We start from the raw sequence: 17,857 nt of genomic DNA on the forward strand, positions 1-17,857 counted from the left end.
TGCAAGACGACCCAATCTTTGAAGTCGTCGTCGTAGCGTTTGCCTAGATTGGACATTGTTATGCACCTTCGCCCTCTTGAATGAATGAGTCAATCAACAAGGGTGACAGGTAGCCTGACACGGAGGGCGCTTGTAAAAAAGTGAGTCGCCGTAAGGGCGAAACCATAAGCCGTCGTTACCGCAGGAATGGATATGTACCCGGTCAACCAAAGTCAGGCCGCCTTCGCGAACAAGCCCATTCCCAAAGAGTTCACACGCGGCCCGAAAAACACTTTCAACGCCCACAAAAAAGGCGACCCGAAGGTCGCCTGTCTGCGTTACTGCTCGAACTGCCGCCCCAACCCGCCCGGCACCCCGTGGATATCCGTCTCCTCCCAAGGCCCTTTCGGACTGATCGAACGGCTCCAGCCATTATCCCAACGGTAGTAAGTCCGCTGGCGATAAAAGGTATTGGGCTGGTCATCAAGCACATAAACCCCCAGCTTCTGATCCCAATGACTGTTCCCGCCCGGCGGCGGCGCGAAGCTGGCCGAGGTACGCGGCATCGGCTTGGCCGGTTTGACCGGGACGCTCGGTTTGCTCGGGGTGGGCGACGTCGATGGTGTAGGTCTTGGCTGCGACGGCGGCATCGGTGCAGGGGTCGGCTGTTCCGGCGGCCGCTGGACCGCACAAGCGCTTAACCCCAAAACAGCGCTGAGCAGGGCAATACGAGCAATGGCGGTCATGGTGGCGCTTCCTGTTATTTGTCCGGGCTGTCGATGGTCAGTGTTTGCGGCGCAGTGGTGCTGCTGGCCAGGGGCTGGCTGCGACCGATCCACTCGCCGGCGGTCGGTTTGCCAGCACGGGAAATGCGCGCAACCAGTTGGACTTCAGGGAAGTTCGACAGTTTCAATTGCGGCATCATCGCATCGGCGTCACCCAACTCGACCGTCACCGGCAAATCGGCCACGGTCATACGCTTGACCGCCAGCGGTGCCGGAGGACCGGAAACAGCACGGGCGAAGATGAAGACGCTGTCGCCGGGCTGGACCTTGGCTTTGAGCTCCGCTGCCAGATCGACGCTGACCTTGAGCACTGCCGCGGCCTTGGCTGCCGGTGCTTGCGCGACCTTGCCGCCACTGTCCTGCAGTTTCTCGGTGGCGCGGGTAATCCCGCCTTGCAGGGCCTCCCGGGAATTATCCTCTGCCGGCAATTGGGCCAGCAGGCGATTCCAGTAATCGATGGCGTCCTGATAACGCTCACTTTCAAAAGCGGCAATGCCGAGCAGGCCAAGGCTGGTGACCTCTTTCGGATCCGCCTTGAGCGCTTCATCGGTCAGGGCCTGGATCTTGTCAGACCATTTCTTGCCGTCGGCAAAGTACAGGGCCTGAGCCCATTGGCCAAGCAACTCCGGCTCGCGACCCGCCAGGCTCACGGTGCGCTCGAACATCTTCGCCGCCTCCGCAGGGCGATCCTGAGCCATGTAAGTACGACCGAGGAAATACACACCCTCGGCAGAATCCGGTTGAGCCGCGACTGTACGCTCCAGGCGCTTGGTCATCTCTTCCATCGACTGCGGAGCATGGGCGAATTCGCGAGTCAGCTCGACTTTGTCGCTGGCACCAAAATGCAGGTACAACCCCAGGCCCAACACCGGCACCAGAATCGCCGCCAGCAACGGCAAGGGTTTGCCCAAACGCGACACCCGCGGCGCTTCGACACCCTCGGTGTCCGCCAGCAACTCGCGGGCGGCTTCGGCGCGACCGGCGTCCATTTGCGCAACATCAAGAACGCCTTCTTCCTGCTGAGCCTGCAGCTCAGCCACGCGTTCCTGATAAAGCGCTACGTTCAGGGCGGTACGATCCTCTTCGCGCTGGGCACGACGACTGCGCAGGACCGGAATCAACAGAAAACTCAGGGCAACCAGAAGCAGCAGACCTGCAGCGAGCCAGAAATCAATCATTCTTGGTTTTTATCCAACAGGTTGTCGAGGCGCGAACGTTCCTCAGGAGACAGCTCATCCTTGATGTCGGCGCGCTGCACGCGACGACGGCGGACGATCACCGCGATAATCACGACGCCGCCCAGCAACAGGCCGGCGGGGCCGAACCAGAGCAACGCGGTCTTGGCATTCAGGGCGGGTTTGTAACGGACAAAATCACCGTAGCGATCGACCATGAAGTCGATGATCTGCTGGTTGTCCTTGCCCTCGCCGAGCATGCGGAAAATCTCTTTGCGCAAGTCAGCGGCAATCGGTGCGTTGGAATCGGCAATGTCCTGGTTCTGACACTTGGGGCAACGCAGTTCCTTGGTCAGCTCGCGAAAACGCTCGCGATCACCTTCCTTGGCGAACTCGTAGGTGTCGATGGCCGCGTGGGCCACGCCGGCCATGCTCAAACCCAGGACAGCGGCAGCAATCCAGCGCTTCATGGCTTGGCCTCGTCGACCAGCGCCTGATACTTCGCCGCCAGTTTTTCGCGCCAGACCTGCTCGTCGATCACCCCGACGAACTTGTCGCGGATGATGCCCTTGGCGTCGATGAAGAAGGTCTCCGGTGCGCCATACACGCCGAGGTTCAGGCCCAGCGAGCCATCGTCATCGCGGATGTCCAGTTGGTACGGGTTGTGGAAATCCGCCAGCCACTTCAAGGCGTCAGCATTGACGTCCTTGTAGTTGATGCCATAGATCACCACGCCCTGCCCGGCCAGTTTGTTCAGCACCGGGTGCTCGACCCGGCAGGAAATGCACCAGGTGCCCCACACGTTGACCAACGCCGGTTTACCGAGGATGTCGGCCTTGGTCAGGGTCTTGTCGCCCTGCACCGCGGGCAAGGAAAATTCCGGGAACGGCTTGCCGATCATCGCCGAAGGCAGTTCGGCCGGGTCCAGGTACAGACCGCGATAAAGGAACACCGCCACCACCAGAAAAATCGCCAGTGGCAACACCATCAACCAACGTTTCATGCAGTCGCTCCCGACAGGCCCAGCGCTTCACGCACACGGCTTTTCACCTTGACCCGATAACGACGATCGAGCGCCGCCAGCAATCCACCCAGACCTGTCAGCAGACCGCCGAACCAGATCCAGCGCACGAACGGTTTGACGTGCACGCGCACGGCCCACGCGCCATCGCCCAACGGTTCGCCAAGGGCGACATAGAGGTCACGGGTGAAACCTGCGTCGATCCCGGCTTCGGTCATCACCGAATTTTGCACGGTGTAGAGGCGTTTTTCCGGGTGCAGCACGCTGATTTCCTTGCCATCGCGGATGACGCGAACGGTGCCCTTGTCCGAGGTGAAGTTCGGGCCTTCGTAATGCTTGGCGCCTTCGAACACGAACTGATAACCGCCCAGGTCCATGGATTCGCCCGGCGCCAAGCGCAGGTCGCGCTCGGCACTGTTCTGGCTGGACAGCACGACACCCAGCGCACATACGGCAATGCCCAAATGCGCGACCTGCATGCCCCAGTAGCTGCGGGTCAGGGTCGGCAAACCTTTGATCAGGCCTTTGTGGCGAGTCTTGTCGAAAATATCACGCGCACCCGCCAGCAACACCCAGGCTGCAAGCATGAAGGTCGCGAGGACCGCCCAGTTGAAATCGCCGTAGGCGACGCCTGCGACGACCGCCAGCGTAGCGCTGCCGAGCAGGACGGGCGTGAGCATGCTCACCAGCCATTTCACCGGAGTGTCTTTCCAACGCACGATCACGCCGACCGCCATCACCATCATCAGCAACGCCATCAACGGAATGAACAGCGCGTTGAAGTACGGCGGGCCGACGGAAAGCTTGGCGCCGGTCATGGCATCGAGAATCAGCGGGTACAACGTGCCGAGCAGGATCATCGACGCCGCGACAACCAACACCAGGTTGTTGCCCAGCAGCAGGGTTTCCCGGGACCACAGGTTGAAACCGACCTGGCTCTTGACCACCGGTGCGCGCAAGGCGAACAGCGTCAGCGATCCGCCGACGACGAACAGCAGGAAAATCAGGATGAACACGCCGCGCTCCGGATCGGAGGCAAACGCATGCACCGACGTCAGCACGCCGGAGCGCACGAGGAAGGTGCCCAGCAAGCTCAGCGAGAACGCGGCGATGGCCAGCAACACAGTCCAGCTCTTGAACACGCCACGTTTTTCCGTGACCGCCAGCGAGTGAATCAGCGCGGTGCCCACCAGCCAAGGCATGAACGAGGCGTTTTCCACCGGGTCCCAGAACCACCAGCCGCCCCAGCCGAGTTCGTAATAAGCCCACCACGAACCGAGGGTGATGCCGATGCCGAGGAATGCCCAGGCAACGATGGTCCACGGACGCGACCAACGGGCCCATGCGGCGTCCAGACGACCGCCCATCAACGCGGCGATGGCGAAGGCGAAGGCGACCGAGAAACCGACGTAACCCATGTACAGCATCGGCGGATGAACGATCAGGCCGATGTCTTGCAGCAGCGGATTGAGGTCGGCGCCGTCGGTGGGCATTTGCGGCAGGATGCGTTTGAACGGGTTCGAGGTGAGGATCAGGAACAGCAGGAAACCGGTGCTGATCATGCCCATCACCGCCAGCACACGGGCCAGCATGACTTGCGGCAACTGCCGGGAGAACACCGATACCGCGAAGGTCCAGCCACCGAGGATCATGGCCCACAGCAGCAACGAACCTTCGTGGGCACCCCACACGGCGCTGAACTTGTAGTACCAGGGCAGCGCGCTGTTGGAGTTGTTGGCCACATAGGCGACGGAGAAGTCATCGACCATGAAGGCGTACGTCAGGCAACCGAAGGCGAACAGCAAAAACGCGAACTGCCCCCACGCGGCCGGCTGGGCCAGGCTCATCCACAAGCGGTCACCGCGCCAGGCACCCACCAACGGCACCACGGCCTGAACCAGCGCGAAACACAGCGCCAGGATCATGGCCAGGTGGCCCAACTCGGGAATGAAAATTCCAGCTGTCATCAGTTAGCCCTCTTTCGCGGGAGTGGGTGCCGACTGGCCGCTGTCTTTCAGGGCTTTGGTCACTTCCGGCGGCATGTACTTTTCATCGTGCTTGGCCAGCACTTCATCGGCCACTACCACGCCATCGGCGTTGATCTTGCCCAGGGCGACAATGCCCTGCCCTTCGCGGAAAAGATCCGGAAGAATGCCGCGATACGTGATGGTCACGGATTTGTTGAAGTCGGTGACGACGAACTTCACGTCCAGCGAGTCGCCGGAGCGTTGCAACGAACCCGCCTCGACCATGCCGCCCGCACGGATGCGCGTGTCTTGCGGGGCTTCGCCGTTGGCGATCTGGGTCGGTGTGTAAAACAGATTGATGTTCTGCTGCAGGGCGCTCAGGGCCAGGCCGACGGCAGCGCCGACACCAACCAGGATCGCGAGAATGATGATAAGACGCTTTTTGCGCAGCGGATTCACTTGCCGTTCTCCCGGCGCAGACGACGCGCCTCTTGTTGCAGATACCGCTTGCGGGCCAGGATCGGCGCCGCCACGTTGAGGGCCAATACCGCCAGGCAGATGCCATAGGCTGACCAGACATACAGGCCATGATGGCCCATGGCGATGAAGTCGCCGAATGAAGCAAAACTCATCGAGCGACCTCCAGGCTGCTTTCCACTTCGGCTTTCACCCAACTGGCCCGCGCTTCACGCTTGAGCACTTCAAGGCGCATGCGCAGCAACAGGACCGCACCGAAGAAACAATAGAAACCCAGCGCCGTCAGCAGCAATGGCAGCCACATCTCGGCAGGCATCGCCGGTTTTTCGGTGAGGGTGAAGGTCGCGCCCTGGTGCAGGGTGTTCCACCACTCCACCGAGTACTTGATGATCGGAATGTTGATCACACCGACAATCGCCAACACCGCGCAGGCCTTGGCCGCACTGTCACGATTGCTGATGGCGTTGCCCAGTGCAATAAGACCGAAGTACAAAAACAGCAGAATCAACATGGACGTAAGTCGCGCATCCCAGACCCACCACGAGCCCCAGGTCGGCTTGCCCCAGATCGCCCCGGTGACCAGCGCCACGGCGGTCATCCAGGCGCCAATCGGCGCTGCGCATTGCAGGGCGACGTCGGCCAGTTTCATCTTCCACACCAGCCCGACGATACCGCACACCGCCAGCATCACGTAGATGGACTGCGCCAGCATGGCGGCCGGAACGTGGATGTAAATGATGCGAAAGCTGTTGCCCTGCTGGTAATCCGGCGGCGCAAAGGCGAGGCCCCAGACCACGCCAACACCGATCAGCAGCAACGCCGCAACGCTCAGCCAGGGCAGCATTCTGCCGCTGATGCCGTAAAACCATTTGGGCGAGCCGAGTTTGTGAAACCACGTCCAGTTCATACTGTTTCCATCACGGTTGCTCTTTACTGTGAAGAGCCAGGGTCTTTACTGATCAAAATTTGACCAGACCTCATTATTCGCCGACGCTGATCTTCAGGCCAGCAGCTATTGCAAAAGGTGTAAGGGTTATCGCCAGGGCGGTCAGGCTACCAAGCCACAGCAGATAACCGGTCGCCGGCATTCCCTGCAAGGCCGCCTGCAAGGCGCCACTGCCGAGGATCAACACCGGGATGTACAGCGGCAGAATCAACAACGCCAGCAACAGCCCACCGCGCTTCAATCCGACCGTCAGCGCCGCGCCCACCGCACCGAGCAGGCTCAACACCGGTGTACCGAGCAACAACGAAAGCAGCAACACCGGCAGACAAGCGGCAGGCAAACCGAGCATCAACGCCAGCAGGGGTGCGAGCAGAACCAGTGCCAAGCCGGAAAACGCCCAGTGTGCCAGCACTTTGGCCAAAACCAGAAGAGCCAGGGGGTGCGGCGAAAGGACCCACTGTTCGAGCGATCCATCTTCGAAATCACTGCGGAAAAGCCCGTCCAGCGAGAGCAAAACCGATAAAAGGGCCGCGACCCAGACCAGACCCGGAGACAAGGTTTGCAACAATTGAGACTCGGGGCCGACCGCCAACGGGAACAGCGAAACGACGATGGCGAAAAATACCAACGGATTGGCCAGTTCCGCAGGACGGCGGAACAGCAGGCGAGCCTCACGGGCGACCAACAGGCCGAACACACTCATACGGCCCAATTCCCCAGGTCAATGTCGCGATAACCGGCCGGCATCCGGCTCAGCGTATGGTGAGTGGTCAGGACCACCATACCGCCGCGCTCGCAGTGGGCGGCCAGGTGTTCTTCGAGTTGCGCCACGCCTTGCTTGTCGAGGGCGGTGAAGGGTTCGTCGAGAATCCACAGCGGCGGGCTGTCCAGATACAGTCGCGCCAGTGCGACGCGGCGCTGCTGACCGGCGGACAAGGTATGGCACGGCACATCCTCGAAACCACGCAGGCCAACGGCCGCCAGCGCCTGCCAGATCGCCTCATGGGTCGCCGGATGATGCAAGGCGCAGAGCCAAGTCAGGTTCTCTTCCGGCGTCAGCAGGTCTTTGATACCGGCAGCATGGCCGATCCACAACAGATTGCGCGCCAGTTCCGTGCGTTGCTCGTTCAGTAGCTGACCGTTGAGCAGCACTTGACCGGCGGTCGGCTGCATCAATCCCGAAAGCAAACGCAACAGGCTGGTCTTGCCGCTACCGTTGGGGCCGCTGATCTGCACCATTTCGCCACTGGCCAGTCTCAAATCGAGATTTTCGAAGAGCAGCCGAAGGTCTCGCTCGCAGGCAAGGGCAACGGTTTGCAGGACAGGACTGGTCAAGGGTTCACGGGCCTTATACGGTTCAAGTCGGCTCTGGCGCGGCCGTTAAAGAGATGCAGCATAAATGCAATGACGGCTCGATCTAGAGAGCTGCGTCAAACATTTGCAAAGTTTCCGTCATTTTTGGATACAACGGCGCCGCATTATACATGCCATGCCTTACTCTAAAGAGTGCATTTTCCTCAGGTTGTGACCGCGTATGACAGGCGAAATGAACATCCTCCCGCTGCCGCAGCCCACCCCGGCGACTTCGCGTGCGCAGGCAATCAGTGGCGAGTTGCTCAAACTGCTGACGCCCATCGAAGGTCTAATCACTGAAGGCCAGACTGCCAAGGCTGAAGTGCTGTCGCTCAAGCAGGCGGACCAGACCTTTCAACTGCTGTTAAAAGTCACCCTCGACAGCGGCCGTCAGACCACGGTCCAGACCACCAGCAACCAACCGCTGGCTCAAGGCACCAGCATGCTCGTCACCCAGCCTTCGGCGGGCAACCTGGCGGTGACCGTGCAACAGGCCATCGCCTCCAGCGTCGCCACCCTCACCCGCATCGACACCGCGCAACTGCCCCCGGGCACGTTGCTGCAAGGCAAAGTATTGACGTCTCAAGTGCTGCCGCAAGTGCCGGGTCAGCCCGCGGTGTTTCGCTCGATGGTCAGCCTGCTCAATACCGCCCTGAGCGGTAGCACCCTGAGCATCGACAGCGAGCAACCGTTGCGCATCGGCACCTTGCTCAGCGCCCAGGTGCAGGATAACCAGACACTGAAATTCGTACCGCTGAGCAGTCGCCAGGAGCAATTGGCCGTGACCCAGCAATTGGTCAGCCAGCAAAGTCGCCAGGGCTCGCTGGATGGATTGCTCAAGCTCCTGCAAAACCTGCCGCCCTCCGAGCAGACCTCCAGCGGTCTGCGCGCAGCCGTCGACAAACTGCTCGCCGGCCTGCCTGATGCGCAGCAACTCAGCACACCCAAAGGGCTCGCGTTAGCCTTGGCCAGCAGCGGCGCATTCCTCGAGTCGAAACTGCTGAGCGGCCAGAATCCAGCACTGGTACCGGACATGAAAGGCGATCTGCTCAAACTGATCGGGCAACTGACGCCGGGGTTGCCGACGAGCACTAGTCTCGGCGCAATCATCGCCGCCAATACCCTGGCCCAGGCCATGCCAAGTTTCGTGCGCAACGCCCTCGGCATGCTCGGCCAGGTCAGCGCCAAGCCATCGCCGACGAGTTTCCCTTTGCCCGAGCGCTTGCTGCAAAGCGCCGAGGGCGAAGGCGATCTCGAACACTTGCTGCGCCTGGCAGCCGCCGCTGTTTCACGCCTGCAAAGCCATCAGCTCTCCAGCCTGGAACAGACCGGCGTCACCGCCGACGGACGGCTGATGAGCACCTGGCAGCTGGAAATCCCGATGCGCAATCTGCAGGACATCGTGCCGTTGCAGGTCAAGTTCCAGCGCGAAGACGCCCCCGAGAAAGAACAGCCAAAAGAACGTCGCGAAGAACGCGAACCCAAACAACAGTTGTGGCACGTGGAGCTGGCCTTTGCCATGGAGCCGTTGGGCCCCTTGCAAATACAGGCACAACTGATCAACGGCAGCCTGTCCAGCCAGCTCTGGGCCGAGCGCCCGTACACCGCCAGCCTGATCGAAAGCAATCTGACGGGCCTGCGCGAACGCTTGCTGGGCGCGGGCCTGAACGTCGGCGACCTGGATTGCCACCTCGGCACACCGCCCCAAGGCCCACAAACCCGCCTCGAACAACGCTGGGTCGACGAAACCGCATGAACAATACCAACGCCCCACGCCAGGCCATCGCCCTCAAATACGACGGCACCCACGCCCCGACCCTCACCGCCAAGGGCGACGAAGAGCTGGCGGAGGAAATCCTGCGCATCGCCCGCGACTGCGAAGTGCCGATCTACGAAAACGCCGAGTTGGTGAGGTTATTGGCGCGCATGGAACTGGGGGACAGCATTCCGCAGGAGCTCTATCTGACGATCGCCGAGATCATTGCGTTTGCGTGGAATTTGAAAGGGAAGTTTCCGGCGGGGCAGGATCCGGATGGGGCGATGGTCGAGAAGGATGTGACCGCGCGCGGGGATGATTATTGAGTTAGAGGTGAATAGATGAGATCGCAGCCTCGTTTCACTCGACAGCTCCTACAGGGCTTACGCCGTCCCAATGTAGGAGCTGTCGAGTGAAACGAGGCTGCGATCTTTTGATCTGTCAGTTCTTGTGAAGCTTGCTCATCAACTCCGCCTCAGCCTGGGTCAAGCCGCAGGACTGGGTCAGTTCGTCGACGCTTGCGCCCATCCCGACCAGTCGCGCCGCCTGGGCGAACGACAGGCTGGTTGGGTCGCGCTGTTCCAGTTGAACCAGTTTGTCCGGCAATGGCGCCACGATGGCCCGCAGTTCGTGCAGGTCTTCGCCCATGCGCACATTGCCGTTCTGATAATCGTCGACGCGCTTGGCCAGGTCTTTGATGCGCTGATCACGCAGCGCATCGCCTTGGGCCTGTTGCGCGGCGATGAGTTTTTGCCCGCGAATGTACGCCAGGAACATCGCCAGCGTGCCTGCCCAAAACAGGAACAGGACAATGACCGCCACCTCAAGAATCAATCAGATGTTCTCCAGGTCCGACCATTCTTCTTCGCTCATCATCTTGTCCAGTTCGACCAGGATGAGCAATTCGTTGTTCTTGTTGCACACGCCTTGAATGAACTTGGCGGACTCTTCGTTACCGACGTTCGGCGCGGTTTCGATTTCCGACTGACGCAGGTAAACCACTTCAGCCACGCTGTCGACCATGATCCCGACCACCTGCTTGTCGGCTTCGATGATGACGATCCGGGTGTTGTCGCTGATTTCAGCATTCATCAGGCCGAAGCGCTGACGGGTGTCGATCACGGTGACCACGTTGCCGCGCAGGTTGATGATGCCCAGCACGTAGCTTGGCGCACCCGGAACCGGGGCAATTTCGGTGTAGCGCAGGACTTCCTGGACGCGCATCACGTTGATGCCGTAGGTCTCGTTGTCCAGCTTGAAGGTGACCCATTGCAGGATCGGATCTTCGGAACCTTTTGCCGCCGTTGCCTTGTCATTCATACCCTGACCCCTCAAGAAACCGCCCTGGCGGTGTGTGTTCTGTGCAACGTCATCAGACGTGACGCTGCCTGTTTTGTTTATTTGACTGATGTCGGTTTGTGGTTCGGCTTGCTGCCAGTCATGTGCCTGGCGCCGCCGCTGGCGATCAGCTCGGCCAGTGAGGTGACATCGAGCAAGGCGCACATGTGTTCAATCACCGTGCCGGCGAGCCATGGCCGCTGACCTCGGTGACTTCTCCATTTGATTTCATTCGGATCCAGGCGCAACGAGCGGCTGACCTGATGCACCGCCAGCCCCCATTCGTAACCCTGAACCGAAATCACGTATTGCAGGCCCTGCTTGAAATCGTCGCGATAACGATCGGGCATGACCCACCGTGCGGTATCCAGCACCTTCAGGTTGCCTGCCTGGCTCGGCAAGATGCCGAGGAACCATTCCGGCTGGCCAAATAACGGCGTGAGCTCGTGGCCGGCCAGAGAATAGATCGAACCCAGGCAGACCAGCGGCACCGCCAGGGTCAACCCGGCGACGTCGAACAAAAGGCACTCGAACGGCTCGGCGGCCCATGACGGACGCCCATCGGTTTCCACCGGTGGCGGCGTGTTGCTCGGCGGCAGATGAACTTCGACGACGGGTTCCACCAGGACTTGCTGCGTTTGCGTGGGCAGCGGCTCCTCGGTTTCAGGCACTTCGACGACGGGCTCGGACAAGGTTTGCAGCAACGGCGCGATAGTCGATACCGACACCATGGCGGGTGCAGGCGCGTCGACCACGGCAACGAGCGTTTTGACTACCGGCGCAACCGCCACCGTGTTTTTCTGCGCATCCCGGGCCTGCTCTTCAAGCACGGCTGCCTGGAATTCATCCAGCACGCCCTGCTCTTCAATGGCTTTTACCGTTGCGACGACTTCGGGAATTGCCGAAAGGTCTGGCGAAAACTCTTCGGTCGCGTCTTGCAGCAGGTTGTCCAGATAAGACTGCAACGCCAGCTGTGGGCGCGATGTGATCTTGATCGGCCGGTTCACTGGAACATCCCCACTGTAGGAGCTGCCGCAGGCTGCGATCTTTTAGCGATATAAAGAGCGCCGCCGAGCAAGATCAAAAGATCGCAGCCTTCGCCAGCTCCTACACGTATTGAATTCATCTCAGGCCACCTGCGCGACGAGTTGCGCCGCCAGCAGATGCTTGAGCAATGCACGGTAAGCAAGAACGCCGCGGCTCTTGCCGTCGAACTGCGAAGGCGTCAATCCGGCGCGGCTGGCATCACGCAGGCGCGTGTCGACCGGGATGTAGCCCTGCCAGATCTCCTCGGGGAATTTGTCGCGCAGGACACGCAGCGTTCCAAGGGACGCTTGTGTGCGTCGGTCAAACAAGGTCGGGACGATGGAGAACGGCAACGCCTGTTTGCGAGAGCGGTTGATCATCGCCAGCGTGTTGACCATGCGCTCAAGGCCCTTGACCGCCAGGTGTTCGGTCTGCACCGGGATCACCAGTTGCTGGCTCGCCGCCAAGGCATTGACCATCAGCACACCGAGCAGCGGCGGGCTGTCGATGATCGCGTAATCGAAGTCCTGCCATAACTGCGCCAGACTCTTGGCAATCACCAGGCCCAGACCGCTCTGGCCTGGCGTCTGACGCTCAAGGGTCGCCAGCGCGGTACTGGAAGGCAAAAGAGAAATGCGTTCGTCACTGGTCGACAGCAACAATTGCCCGGGCAAGCCCTGCGGCACGCTGCCCTTGTGCAGGAACAAGTCGTAGTTGCTGTGCTCCAGGGTGTCGGGGTCGTAACCGAAATAGCTGGTCATCGAGCCGTGGGGGTCGAGGTCGACCACAACCACGCGCTTGCCCGCCTCGGCCAGTAACCCGGCTAAAGCGATGGAGGAAGTGGTTTTACCGACACCACCCTTTTGATTGGCGACTGCCCAGACTCTCATTCGAATGGTTCCTCCCGACCGAATGGATCGGCCGAGAAATAGCTCAACGTGTTAATGCGGGTGACGGAGAATTGACGGCGCTCTCTCGTACCGGCGACTTGACCGGGGTCGGTGCAGTTTGTGTGCCAGCACGCTTCAATGCGGCATCCGGTTGCGCATGGGCGGTTCCGGTTCCGGTCAGGCTGCGGCGCACATCCAGGTTGCGCGACACCACCAGCACCACGCGACGGTTACGCGCACGGCCCTCGGTGGTGGCATTATTGGCCACCGGCTGGAACTCACCGTAACCCACCGACGCCAGGCGACCCGGGTTCACCCCCTGCATCGCCAGCATGCGCACAATGCTCGCCGACCGGGCGGAGGACAGCTCCCAGTTGGTCGGGTACTGCGCGGTGCGGATCGGTTGATCGTCGGTGAAACCCTCGACGTGAATCGGGTTGTCGAACGGTTTCAGAATCGCCGCGACCTTGTCGATGATGTTGAACGCGATGTCGCTGGGCATGGCGTCGCCGCTGCCGAACAACAGGCTGGAGTTGAGTTCGATCTCGACCCATAACTCGTTGCCGCGCACGGTCATCTGGTTGGAGCTGATCAGATCGCCGAACGCTGCGCTGATGTCATCGGCGATGCTTTTGAGCGGATCGCTGGCCCCGGCGACACCGGCGTCGACCTGCTCGCTGTCCTTGACCAATGGCTTGGCCGGCGTGACGGTCTTCGGCCGCTCGTCACCGATCGGGATCGGCTTGAGTGCGCGGTCGTTATCGCTGAAGACGCCGATCAGCGCTTCGGAAATGATTTTGTACTTGCCTTCGTTGACCGAAGAAATGGAGTACATCACCACGAAAAAGGCGAACAGCAAGGTGATGAAGTCCGCGTAAGACACCAGCCAGCGCTCGTGGTTAACGTGTTCTTCCTGATGTCGACGACGGGCCATGAGCTTATTCCCTTAATCCATGAAGCCTTGCAGCTTCAACTCTATGGAACGAGGGTTTTCACCTTCGGCGATCGACAGGATCCCTTCCAGCAGCATTTCGCGATAACGCGACTGACGCAACGCGATGGATTTGAGTTTGGCGGCAATCGGCAACAGCACCAGGTTAGCGCTGGCCACGCCGTAGATGGTCGCGACGAAAGCCACGGCGATACCGCTGCCCAGTTGCGACGGATCCGCGAGGTTGCCCATGACATGAATCAGGCCCATGACCGCACCGATGATGCCGATGGTCGGCGCATAACCGCCCATGCTTTCAAACACTTTGGCGGCTTCGATATCGCGGCTTTCCTGGGTGTAGAAATCCACTTCGAGAATGCTGCGGATCGCTTCCGGCTCGGCGCCATCGACCAGCAGTTGCAGGCCTTTGCGTGCGTAGTTGTCGGGTTCTGCGTCAGCGATGCCTTCCAGGCCAAGCAGGCCTTCCTTGCGTGCCGTCAAACTCCAGTTCACCACGCGATCGATACCACCGGCGAGGTCGACGCGCGGTGGAAACAGGATCCACGCCAGAATCTGCATCGCACGCTTGAAAGCGCTCATCGGCGCTTGCAGCAATGCCGCGCCGACAGTCCCGCCCAATACGATCAAAGCGGCCGGACCGTTGGCCAACGCACCGAGATGCCCGCCTTCGAGGTAGTTGCCGCCGATGATGGCGACGAACGCCATGATGATGCCAATGAGGCTTAGAACATCCATCAGACGCAAGCCTCGACAATGTGCCGGCCAATGTCGTCGAGGCTGTACACCGCGTCGGCGAGCTCAGCTTTGACGATGGCCATCGGCATGCCGTAGATCACGCAACTGGCTTCATCCTGAGCCCAGATCGAACTGCCACCCTGCTTGAGCAGGCGCGCACCTTCGCGGCCGTCGGCGCCCATGCCGGTCAACACCACCGCCAGAACTTTGTCACCGAAGGTCTTGGCAGCCGAACCGAAGGTGATATCCACACACGGCTTGTAATTCAGACGCTCGTCACCCGGCAGGATTCTCACCGCGCCACGGCCATCGATCATCATCTGCTTGCCACCCGGCGCCAGTAGCGCAACACCGGGTCGCAGGATGTCGCCATCCTCGGCTTCCTTGACGCTGATGCGGCAGAGTTTGTCCAGGCGCTCGGCGAACGCTTTGGTGAACGCGGCCGGCATGTGCTGGATCAACACGATCGGTGCTGGGAAGTTGGCCGGCAATTGGGTCAACACCCGCTGCAGGGCAACCGGCCCACCGGTGGACGTGCCGATGGCCACCAGTTTGTAGGCTTTGCGCTTGGGAGCGGGCGAAGACGTCACGGGTGCATGCGCTCGCGCAGGAATCGGTGCCGGTGCCGGTGCTGGACGCACAGGCGCACTGTGGCCGTAACTGCCGATGCTCGAAGGCGCCGGGGTTGGAGCTGGCGCGGCCACAGGGGCCGGCGCGCTGTAAGTGCTGACACGACGATTGCTGCGCGAGATGCTCAGGATCTTCTCGCACAGCAGTTGCTTGACCTTCTCCGGGTTGCGGGAGATGTCTTCGAAATTCTTCGGCAGGAAGTCCACGGCACCGGCGTCCAGCGCATCGAGGGTCACCCGGGCGCCTTCGTGGGTCAGCGAGGAGAACATCAAGACCGGCGTCGGGCAGCGCTGCATGATGTGCCGCACGGCAGTGATGCCGTCCATCATCGGCATCTCGTAGTCCATGGTGATCACGTCGGGCTTGAGGGACAGCGCCTGATCAATCGCCTCTTTGCCGTTGGTCGCGGTGCCGACGACCTGGATATTGGAATCCGCTGAAAGAATTTCCGAAACGCGGCGGCGGAAAAACCCCGAATCGTCCACCACCAGGACTTTGACTGCCATAAACACTCCATTAGATGGAGCGAAGCTCAGTCGCCCCGCTCCACCAGAATCAAATACGCCGTGTGGCGTAACGCTTGAGCATGCTCGGAACATCGAGAATCAGCGCGATGCGACCGTCACCGGTAATCGTGGCGCCCGACATGCCCGGCGTTCCCTGAAGCATTTTGCCCAATGGCTTGATGACCACTTCTTCCTGGCCAACCAGTTGATCGACGACGAAGCCGATCCGCTGAGTGCCCACCGAAAGGATCACCACATGGCCTTCGCGCTGCTCTTCGTGAGCGGCGGAACTGACCAGCCAGCGTTTGAGGTAGAACAATGGCAGCGCCTTGTCCCGCACGATCACCACTTCCTGGCCGTCGACGACGTTGGTGGTCGACAGGTCGAGGTGGAAGATTTCGTTGACGTTGACCAGCGGGAACGCAAAGGCCTGGTTGCCGAGCATCACCATCAGTGTCGGCATGATCGCCAGGGTCAGCGGCACCTTGATGACGATCTTCGAACCCTGGCCCTTGGCCGAGTAGATGTTGATCGAGCCGTTGAGCTGGGAGATCTTGGTTTTCACCACGTCCATGCCCACGCCACGACCCGACACGTCGGAAATCTCGGTCTTGGTCGAGAAGCCCGGCGCGAAGATCAGGTTGTAGCACTCGGTATCGCTCAGGCGATCGGCCGCGTCCTTGTCCATCACACCGCGTTTTACCGCGATGGAACGCAGGACGTTCGGGTCCATGCCTTTGCCGTCATCGGAGATCGACAGCAGGATGTGATCGCCTTCCTGCTCGGCCGCCAGAATCACCTTGCCGCCCCGGGCCTTGCCCGAGGCTTCGCGTTCTTCCGGCGACTCGATGCCGTGGTCGACCGCGTTGCGCACCAAGTGGACCAGCGGGTCGGCCAGGGCCTCGACGAGGTTCTTGTCGAGGTCGGTTTCTTCGCCGACCAGTTCCAGGTTGATCTCTTTCTTGAGCTGACGGGCCAAGTCGCGAACCAGACGCGGGAAGCGTCCGAAGACTTTCTTGATCGGTTGCATCCGGGTTTTCATGACCGCGGTTTGCAGGTCGGCCGTGACCACGTCGAGGTTCGATACGGCCTTGGACATGGCTTCGTCGGCGCTGTTGGCACCCAGGCGCACCAGGCGGTTACGCACCAGCACCAGTTCGCCGACCATGTTCATGATTTCGTCGAGACGCGCGGTATCGACCCGCACGGTGGTTTCGGCTTCGCTGGCCGGTTTTTCCGCAGGTGGCGCGGCGACGGCGCGGGCAGGTGCCGGTGCCGGTGCCGCAGCAGGTGCTTCGGCCTTCGGTTCTGGTGCCTTGGCGACAGCTTTCGGCGTTACCGCTTTGGCTGCCGGTGCAGCGACAGAAGCACTTGCGGCGGTTGCGGCGGTTGCGGTGCCGACTTCGCTGAACTTGCCTTTGCCGTGCAATTCGTCGAGCAGCGACTCGAACTCGTGATCGCTGATCAGATCGCTACCCGCTGCTAAAGCGGCAGGTGCCACCGGCGTCGGTACTGAAGCAATAGCGGATTCCAGCGCATCAACCGCAAAGTTACCCTTGCCGTGCAGCTGGTCGAGCAGTGCTTCGAATTCTTCGTCGGTAATATCGGAGCTGTCGCCTGCGGCTTTCGGCGCTGGCGGTGCAGTCGGCGCGGGTGCCACTGCGTCGACGGCAAACTGGCCTTTACCATGCAATTGATCGAGCAAGGACTCGAACTCGGCATCGGTGATTTCATCGCTTGCCGCGGCATTGCCGGCAGGCACTGGAGCTGGAGCAGCTGCCGGTGCCCCGGCCTGGGCCTTGACGGCGTTCAGCGAGTCCAGCAGTTGTTCGAATTCGTTGTCGGTGATGTCACCCGATTCGCTTTCAGGCGCTTCAACCACTTCGGCGACGGGCGCAGGTACAGCCTCGTCAGCCGACTGTGGTTCGGCCAGACGGGCCAGTGCCGCGAGCAGTTCAGGTGTGGCGGCCGTGATCGGGCTGCGCTCGCGGACTTCGCTGAACATGCTGTTCACCGCGTCCAGTGCTTCGAGCACCACGTCCATCAGTTCCGAATCGACACGACGCTCACCCTTGCGCAGGATGTCGAACACGTTCTCGGCGATGTGGCAGCACTCCACCAGCTCGTTGAGCTGGAGGAAACCGGCGCCCCCTTTTACAGTGTGAAAACCGCGAAAAATTGCATTGAGCAGATCCGCATCATCCGGACGGCTTTCCAGCTCGACCAGTTGCTCGGACAGTTGCTCTAGAATCTCGCCGGCCTCAACCAGGAAATCCTGAAGGATCTCTTCATCGGCGCCGAAGCTCATTAAGGGGGTGCTC

20 protein-coding genes are annotated in these 17,857 nt (G+C 60.8%); 2 read left to right on the forward strand and 18 right to left on the reverse strand.

Annotated features, from left to right (window positions below):
* Positions 1-317 precede the first annotated feature (317 nt).
* The 10 genes from CKW15_RS11115 to ccmA all read right to left on the reverse strand — a co-directional run bounded on the left by CKW15_RS11115 (position 318) and on the right by ccmA (position 7,685).
* Positions 318-725 (reverse strand): hypothetical protein, encoded by a 408-nt coding sequence (locus CKW15_RS11115; RefSeq protein ID WP_095059052.1) that lies wholly within the window; start codon positions 723-725, stop codon positions 318-320.
* 14 nt (positions 726-739) lie between these two features.
* Positions 740-1,942 carry a c-type cytochrome biogenesis protein CcmI gene (gene ccmI / locus CKW15_RS11120; protein ID WP_095059051.1) on the reverse strand — a complete coding sequence of 401 codons (1,203 nt, stop codon included), beginning with the start codon at positions 1,940-1,942 and terminating at the stop codon, positions 740-742.
* Positions 1,939-2,409, reverse strand: coding sequence for a cytochrome c-type biogenesis protein (locus CKW15_RS11125; protein ID WP_095059050.1), 471 nt, complete (start codon positions 2,407-2,409; stop codon positions 1,939-1,941). The genes ccmI and CKW15_RS11125 overlap by 4 nt, the downstream gene beginning before the upstream one ends.
* Positions 2,406-2,942: a DsbE family thiol:disulfide interchange protein gene (locus CKW15_RS11130; protein WP_095059049.1), complete on the reverse strand. Its 537-nt coding sequence runs from the start codon at positions 2,940-2,942 to the stop codon at positions 2,406-2,408. Before CKW15_RS11130 ends, CKW15_RS11125 begins: the two co-directional genes overlap by 4 nt.
* Positions 2,939-4,927, reverse strand: a complete 1,989-nt coding sequence (locus tag CKW15_RS11135) for a heme lyase CcmF/NrfE family subunit (RefSeq protein WP_095059048.1) — start codon at positions 4,925-4,927, stop codon at positions 2,939-2,941. Before CKW15_RS11135 ends, CKW15_RS11130 begins: the two co-directional genes overlap by 4 nt.
* A 3-nt stretch (positions 4,928-4,930) precedes the next feature.
* The gene (gene ccmE, locus CKW15_RS11140; protein WP_060541439.1) at positions 4,931-5,386 is read right to left on the reverse strand and encodes a cytochrome c maturation protein CcmE; all 456 of its coding nucleotides are present in this window, start codon (positions 5,384-5,386) and stop codon (positions 4,931-4,933) included.
* Complete coding sequence (gene ccmD, locus CKW15_RS11145) at positions 5,383-5,559, reverse strand: heme exporter protein CcmD (RefSeq protein ID WP_007980758.1); 177 nt, start codon at positions 5,557-5,559, stop codon at positions 5,383-5,385. Before ccmD ends, ccmE begins: the two co-directional genes overlap by 4 nt.
* The gene (locus tag CKW15_RS11150) at positions 5,556-6,311 is read right to left on the reverse strand and encodes a heme ABC transporter permease (protein ID WP_095059047.1); all 756 of its coding nucleotides are present in this window, start codon (positions 6,309-6,311) and stop codon (positions 5,556-5,558) included. The genes ccmD and CKW15_RS11150 overlap by 4 nt, the downstream gene beginning before the upstream one ends.
* Positions 6,312-6,384: 73 nt before the next feature.
* The gene (gene ccmB / locus CKW15_RS11155; RefSeq protein WP_007980754.1) at positions 6,385-7,053 is read right to left on the reverse strand and encodes a heme exporter protein CcmB; all 669 of its coding nucleotides are present in this window, start codon (positions 7,051-7,053) and stop codon (positions 6,385-6,387) included.
* Positions 7,050-7,685, reverse strand: coding sequence for a cytochrome c biogenesis heme-transporting ATPase CcmA (gene ccmA / locus CKW15_RS11160; protein WP_095059046.1), 636 nt, complete (start codon positions 7,683-7,685; stop codon positions 7,050-7,052). The genes ccmB and ccmA overlap by 4 nt, the downstream gene beginning before the upstream one ends.
* A 199-nt stretch (positions 7,686-7,884) precedes the next feature.
* Here ccmA and CKW15_RS11165 point away from each other — a divergent pair, with 199 nt between their 5' ends.
* The gene (locus tag CKW15_RS11165) at positions 7,885-9,459 is read left to right on the forward strand and encodes a flagellar hook-length control protein FliK (RefSeq protein ID WP_095059045.1); all 1,575 of its coding nucleotides are present in this window, start codon (positions 7,885-7,887) and stop codon (positions 9,457-9,459) included.
* Complete coding sequence (locus tag CKW15_RS11170; protein WP_095059044.1) at positions 9,456-9,785, forward strand: EscU/YscU/HrcU family type III secretion system export apparatus switch protein; 330 nt, start codon at positions 9,456-9,458, stop codon at positions 9,783-9,785. The genes CKW15_RS11165 and CKW15_RS11170 overlap by 4 nt, the downstream gene beginning before the upstream one ends.
* 115 nt (positions 9,786-9,900) lie before the next feature.
* Here CKW15_RS11170 and CKW15_RS11175 read toward each other — a convergent pair whose 3' ends face one another.
* The 8 genes from CKW15_RS11175 to CKW15_RS11210 all read right to left on the reverse strand — a co-directional run bounded on the left by CKW15_RS11175 (position 9,901) and on the right by CKW15_RS11210 (position 17,844).
* Positions 9,901-10,293, reverse strand: coding sequence for a DUF2802 domain-containing protein (locus CKW15_RS11175; RefSeq protein ID WP_095059043.1), 393 nt, complete (start codon positions 10,291-10,293; stop codon positions 9,901-9,903).
* Complete coding sequence (locus CKW15_RS11180; RefSeq protein ID WP_007946765.1) at positions 10,294-10,779, reverse strand: chemotaxis protein CheW; 486 nt, start codon at positions 10,777-10,779, stop codon at positions 10,294-10,296.
* A 77-nt stretch (positions 10,780-10,856) separates the two neighbouring features.
* A complete protein-coding gene (locus tag CKW15_RS11185; protein ID WP_095059042.1) occupies positions 10,857-11,804 on the reverse strand; it encodes a CheW domain-containing protein in 948 nt (315 codons plus the stop codon).
* Between the two features lie 120 nt (positions 11,805-11,924).
* On the reverse strand, positions 11,925-12,713 hold the full coding sequence (locus tag CKW15_RS11190) for a ParA family protein (protein WP_095059041.1): 789 nt from the start codon (positions 12,711-12,713) through the stop codon (positions 11,925-11,927).
* A 43-nt stretch (positions 12,714-12,756) separates the two neighbouring features.
* Entirely contained in the window at positions 12,757-13,647 is an 891-nt protein-coding gene (gene motD, locus CKW15_RS11195; protein WP_095152115.1) for a flagellar motor protein MotD, read from the reverse strand.
* Positions 13,648-13,659: 12 nt separating this feature from the next.
* Entirely contained in the window at positions 13,660-14,400 is a 741-nt protein-coding gene (locus CKW15_RS11200) for a flagellar motor protein (RefSeq protein WP_095059039.1), read from the reverse strand.
* Positions 14,400-15,536, reverse strand: a complete 1,137-nt coding sequence (locus tag CKW15_RS11205) for a chemotaxis response regulator protein-glutamate methylesterase (protein WP_095059038.1) — start codon at positions 15,534-15,536, stop codon at positions 14,400-14,402. Before CKW15_RS11205 ends, CKW15_RS11200 begins: the two co-directional genes overlap by 1 nt.
* A gap of 49 nt (positions 15,537-15,585) precedes the next feature.
* Positions 15,586-17,844: a chemotaxis protein CheA gene (locus CKW15_RS11210; protein WP_095152116.1), complete on the reverse strand. Its 2,259-nt coding sequence runs from the start codon at positions 17,842-17,844 to the stop codon at positions 15,586-15,588.
* Positions 17,845-17,857: the final 13 nt, after the last annotated feature.

The organism is Pseudomonas sp. Irchel s3b5 (genome assembly GCF_900187435.1).
Lineage (GTDB): Bacteria > Pseudomonadota > Gammaproteobacteria > Pseudomonadales > Pseudomonadaceae > Aquipseudomonas.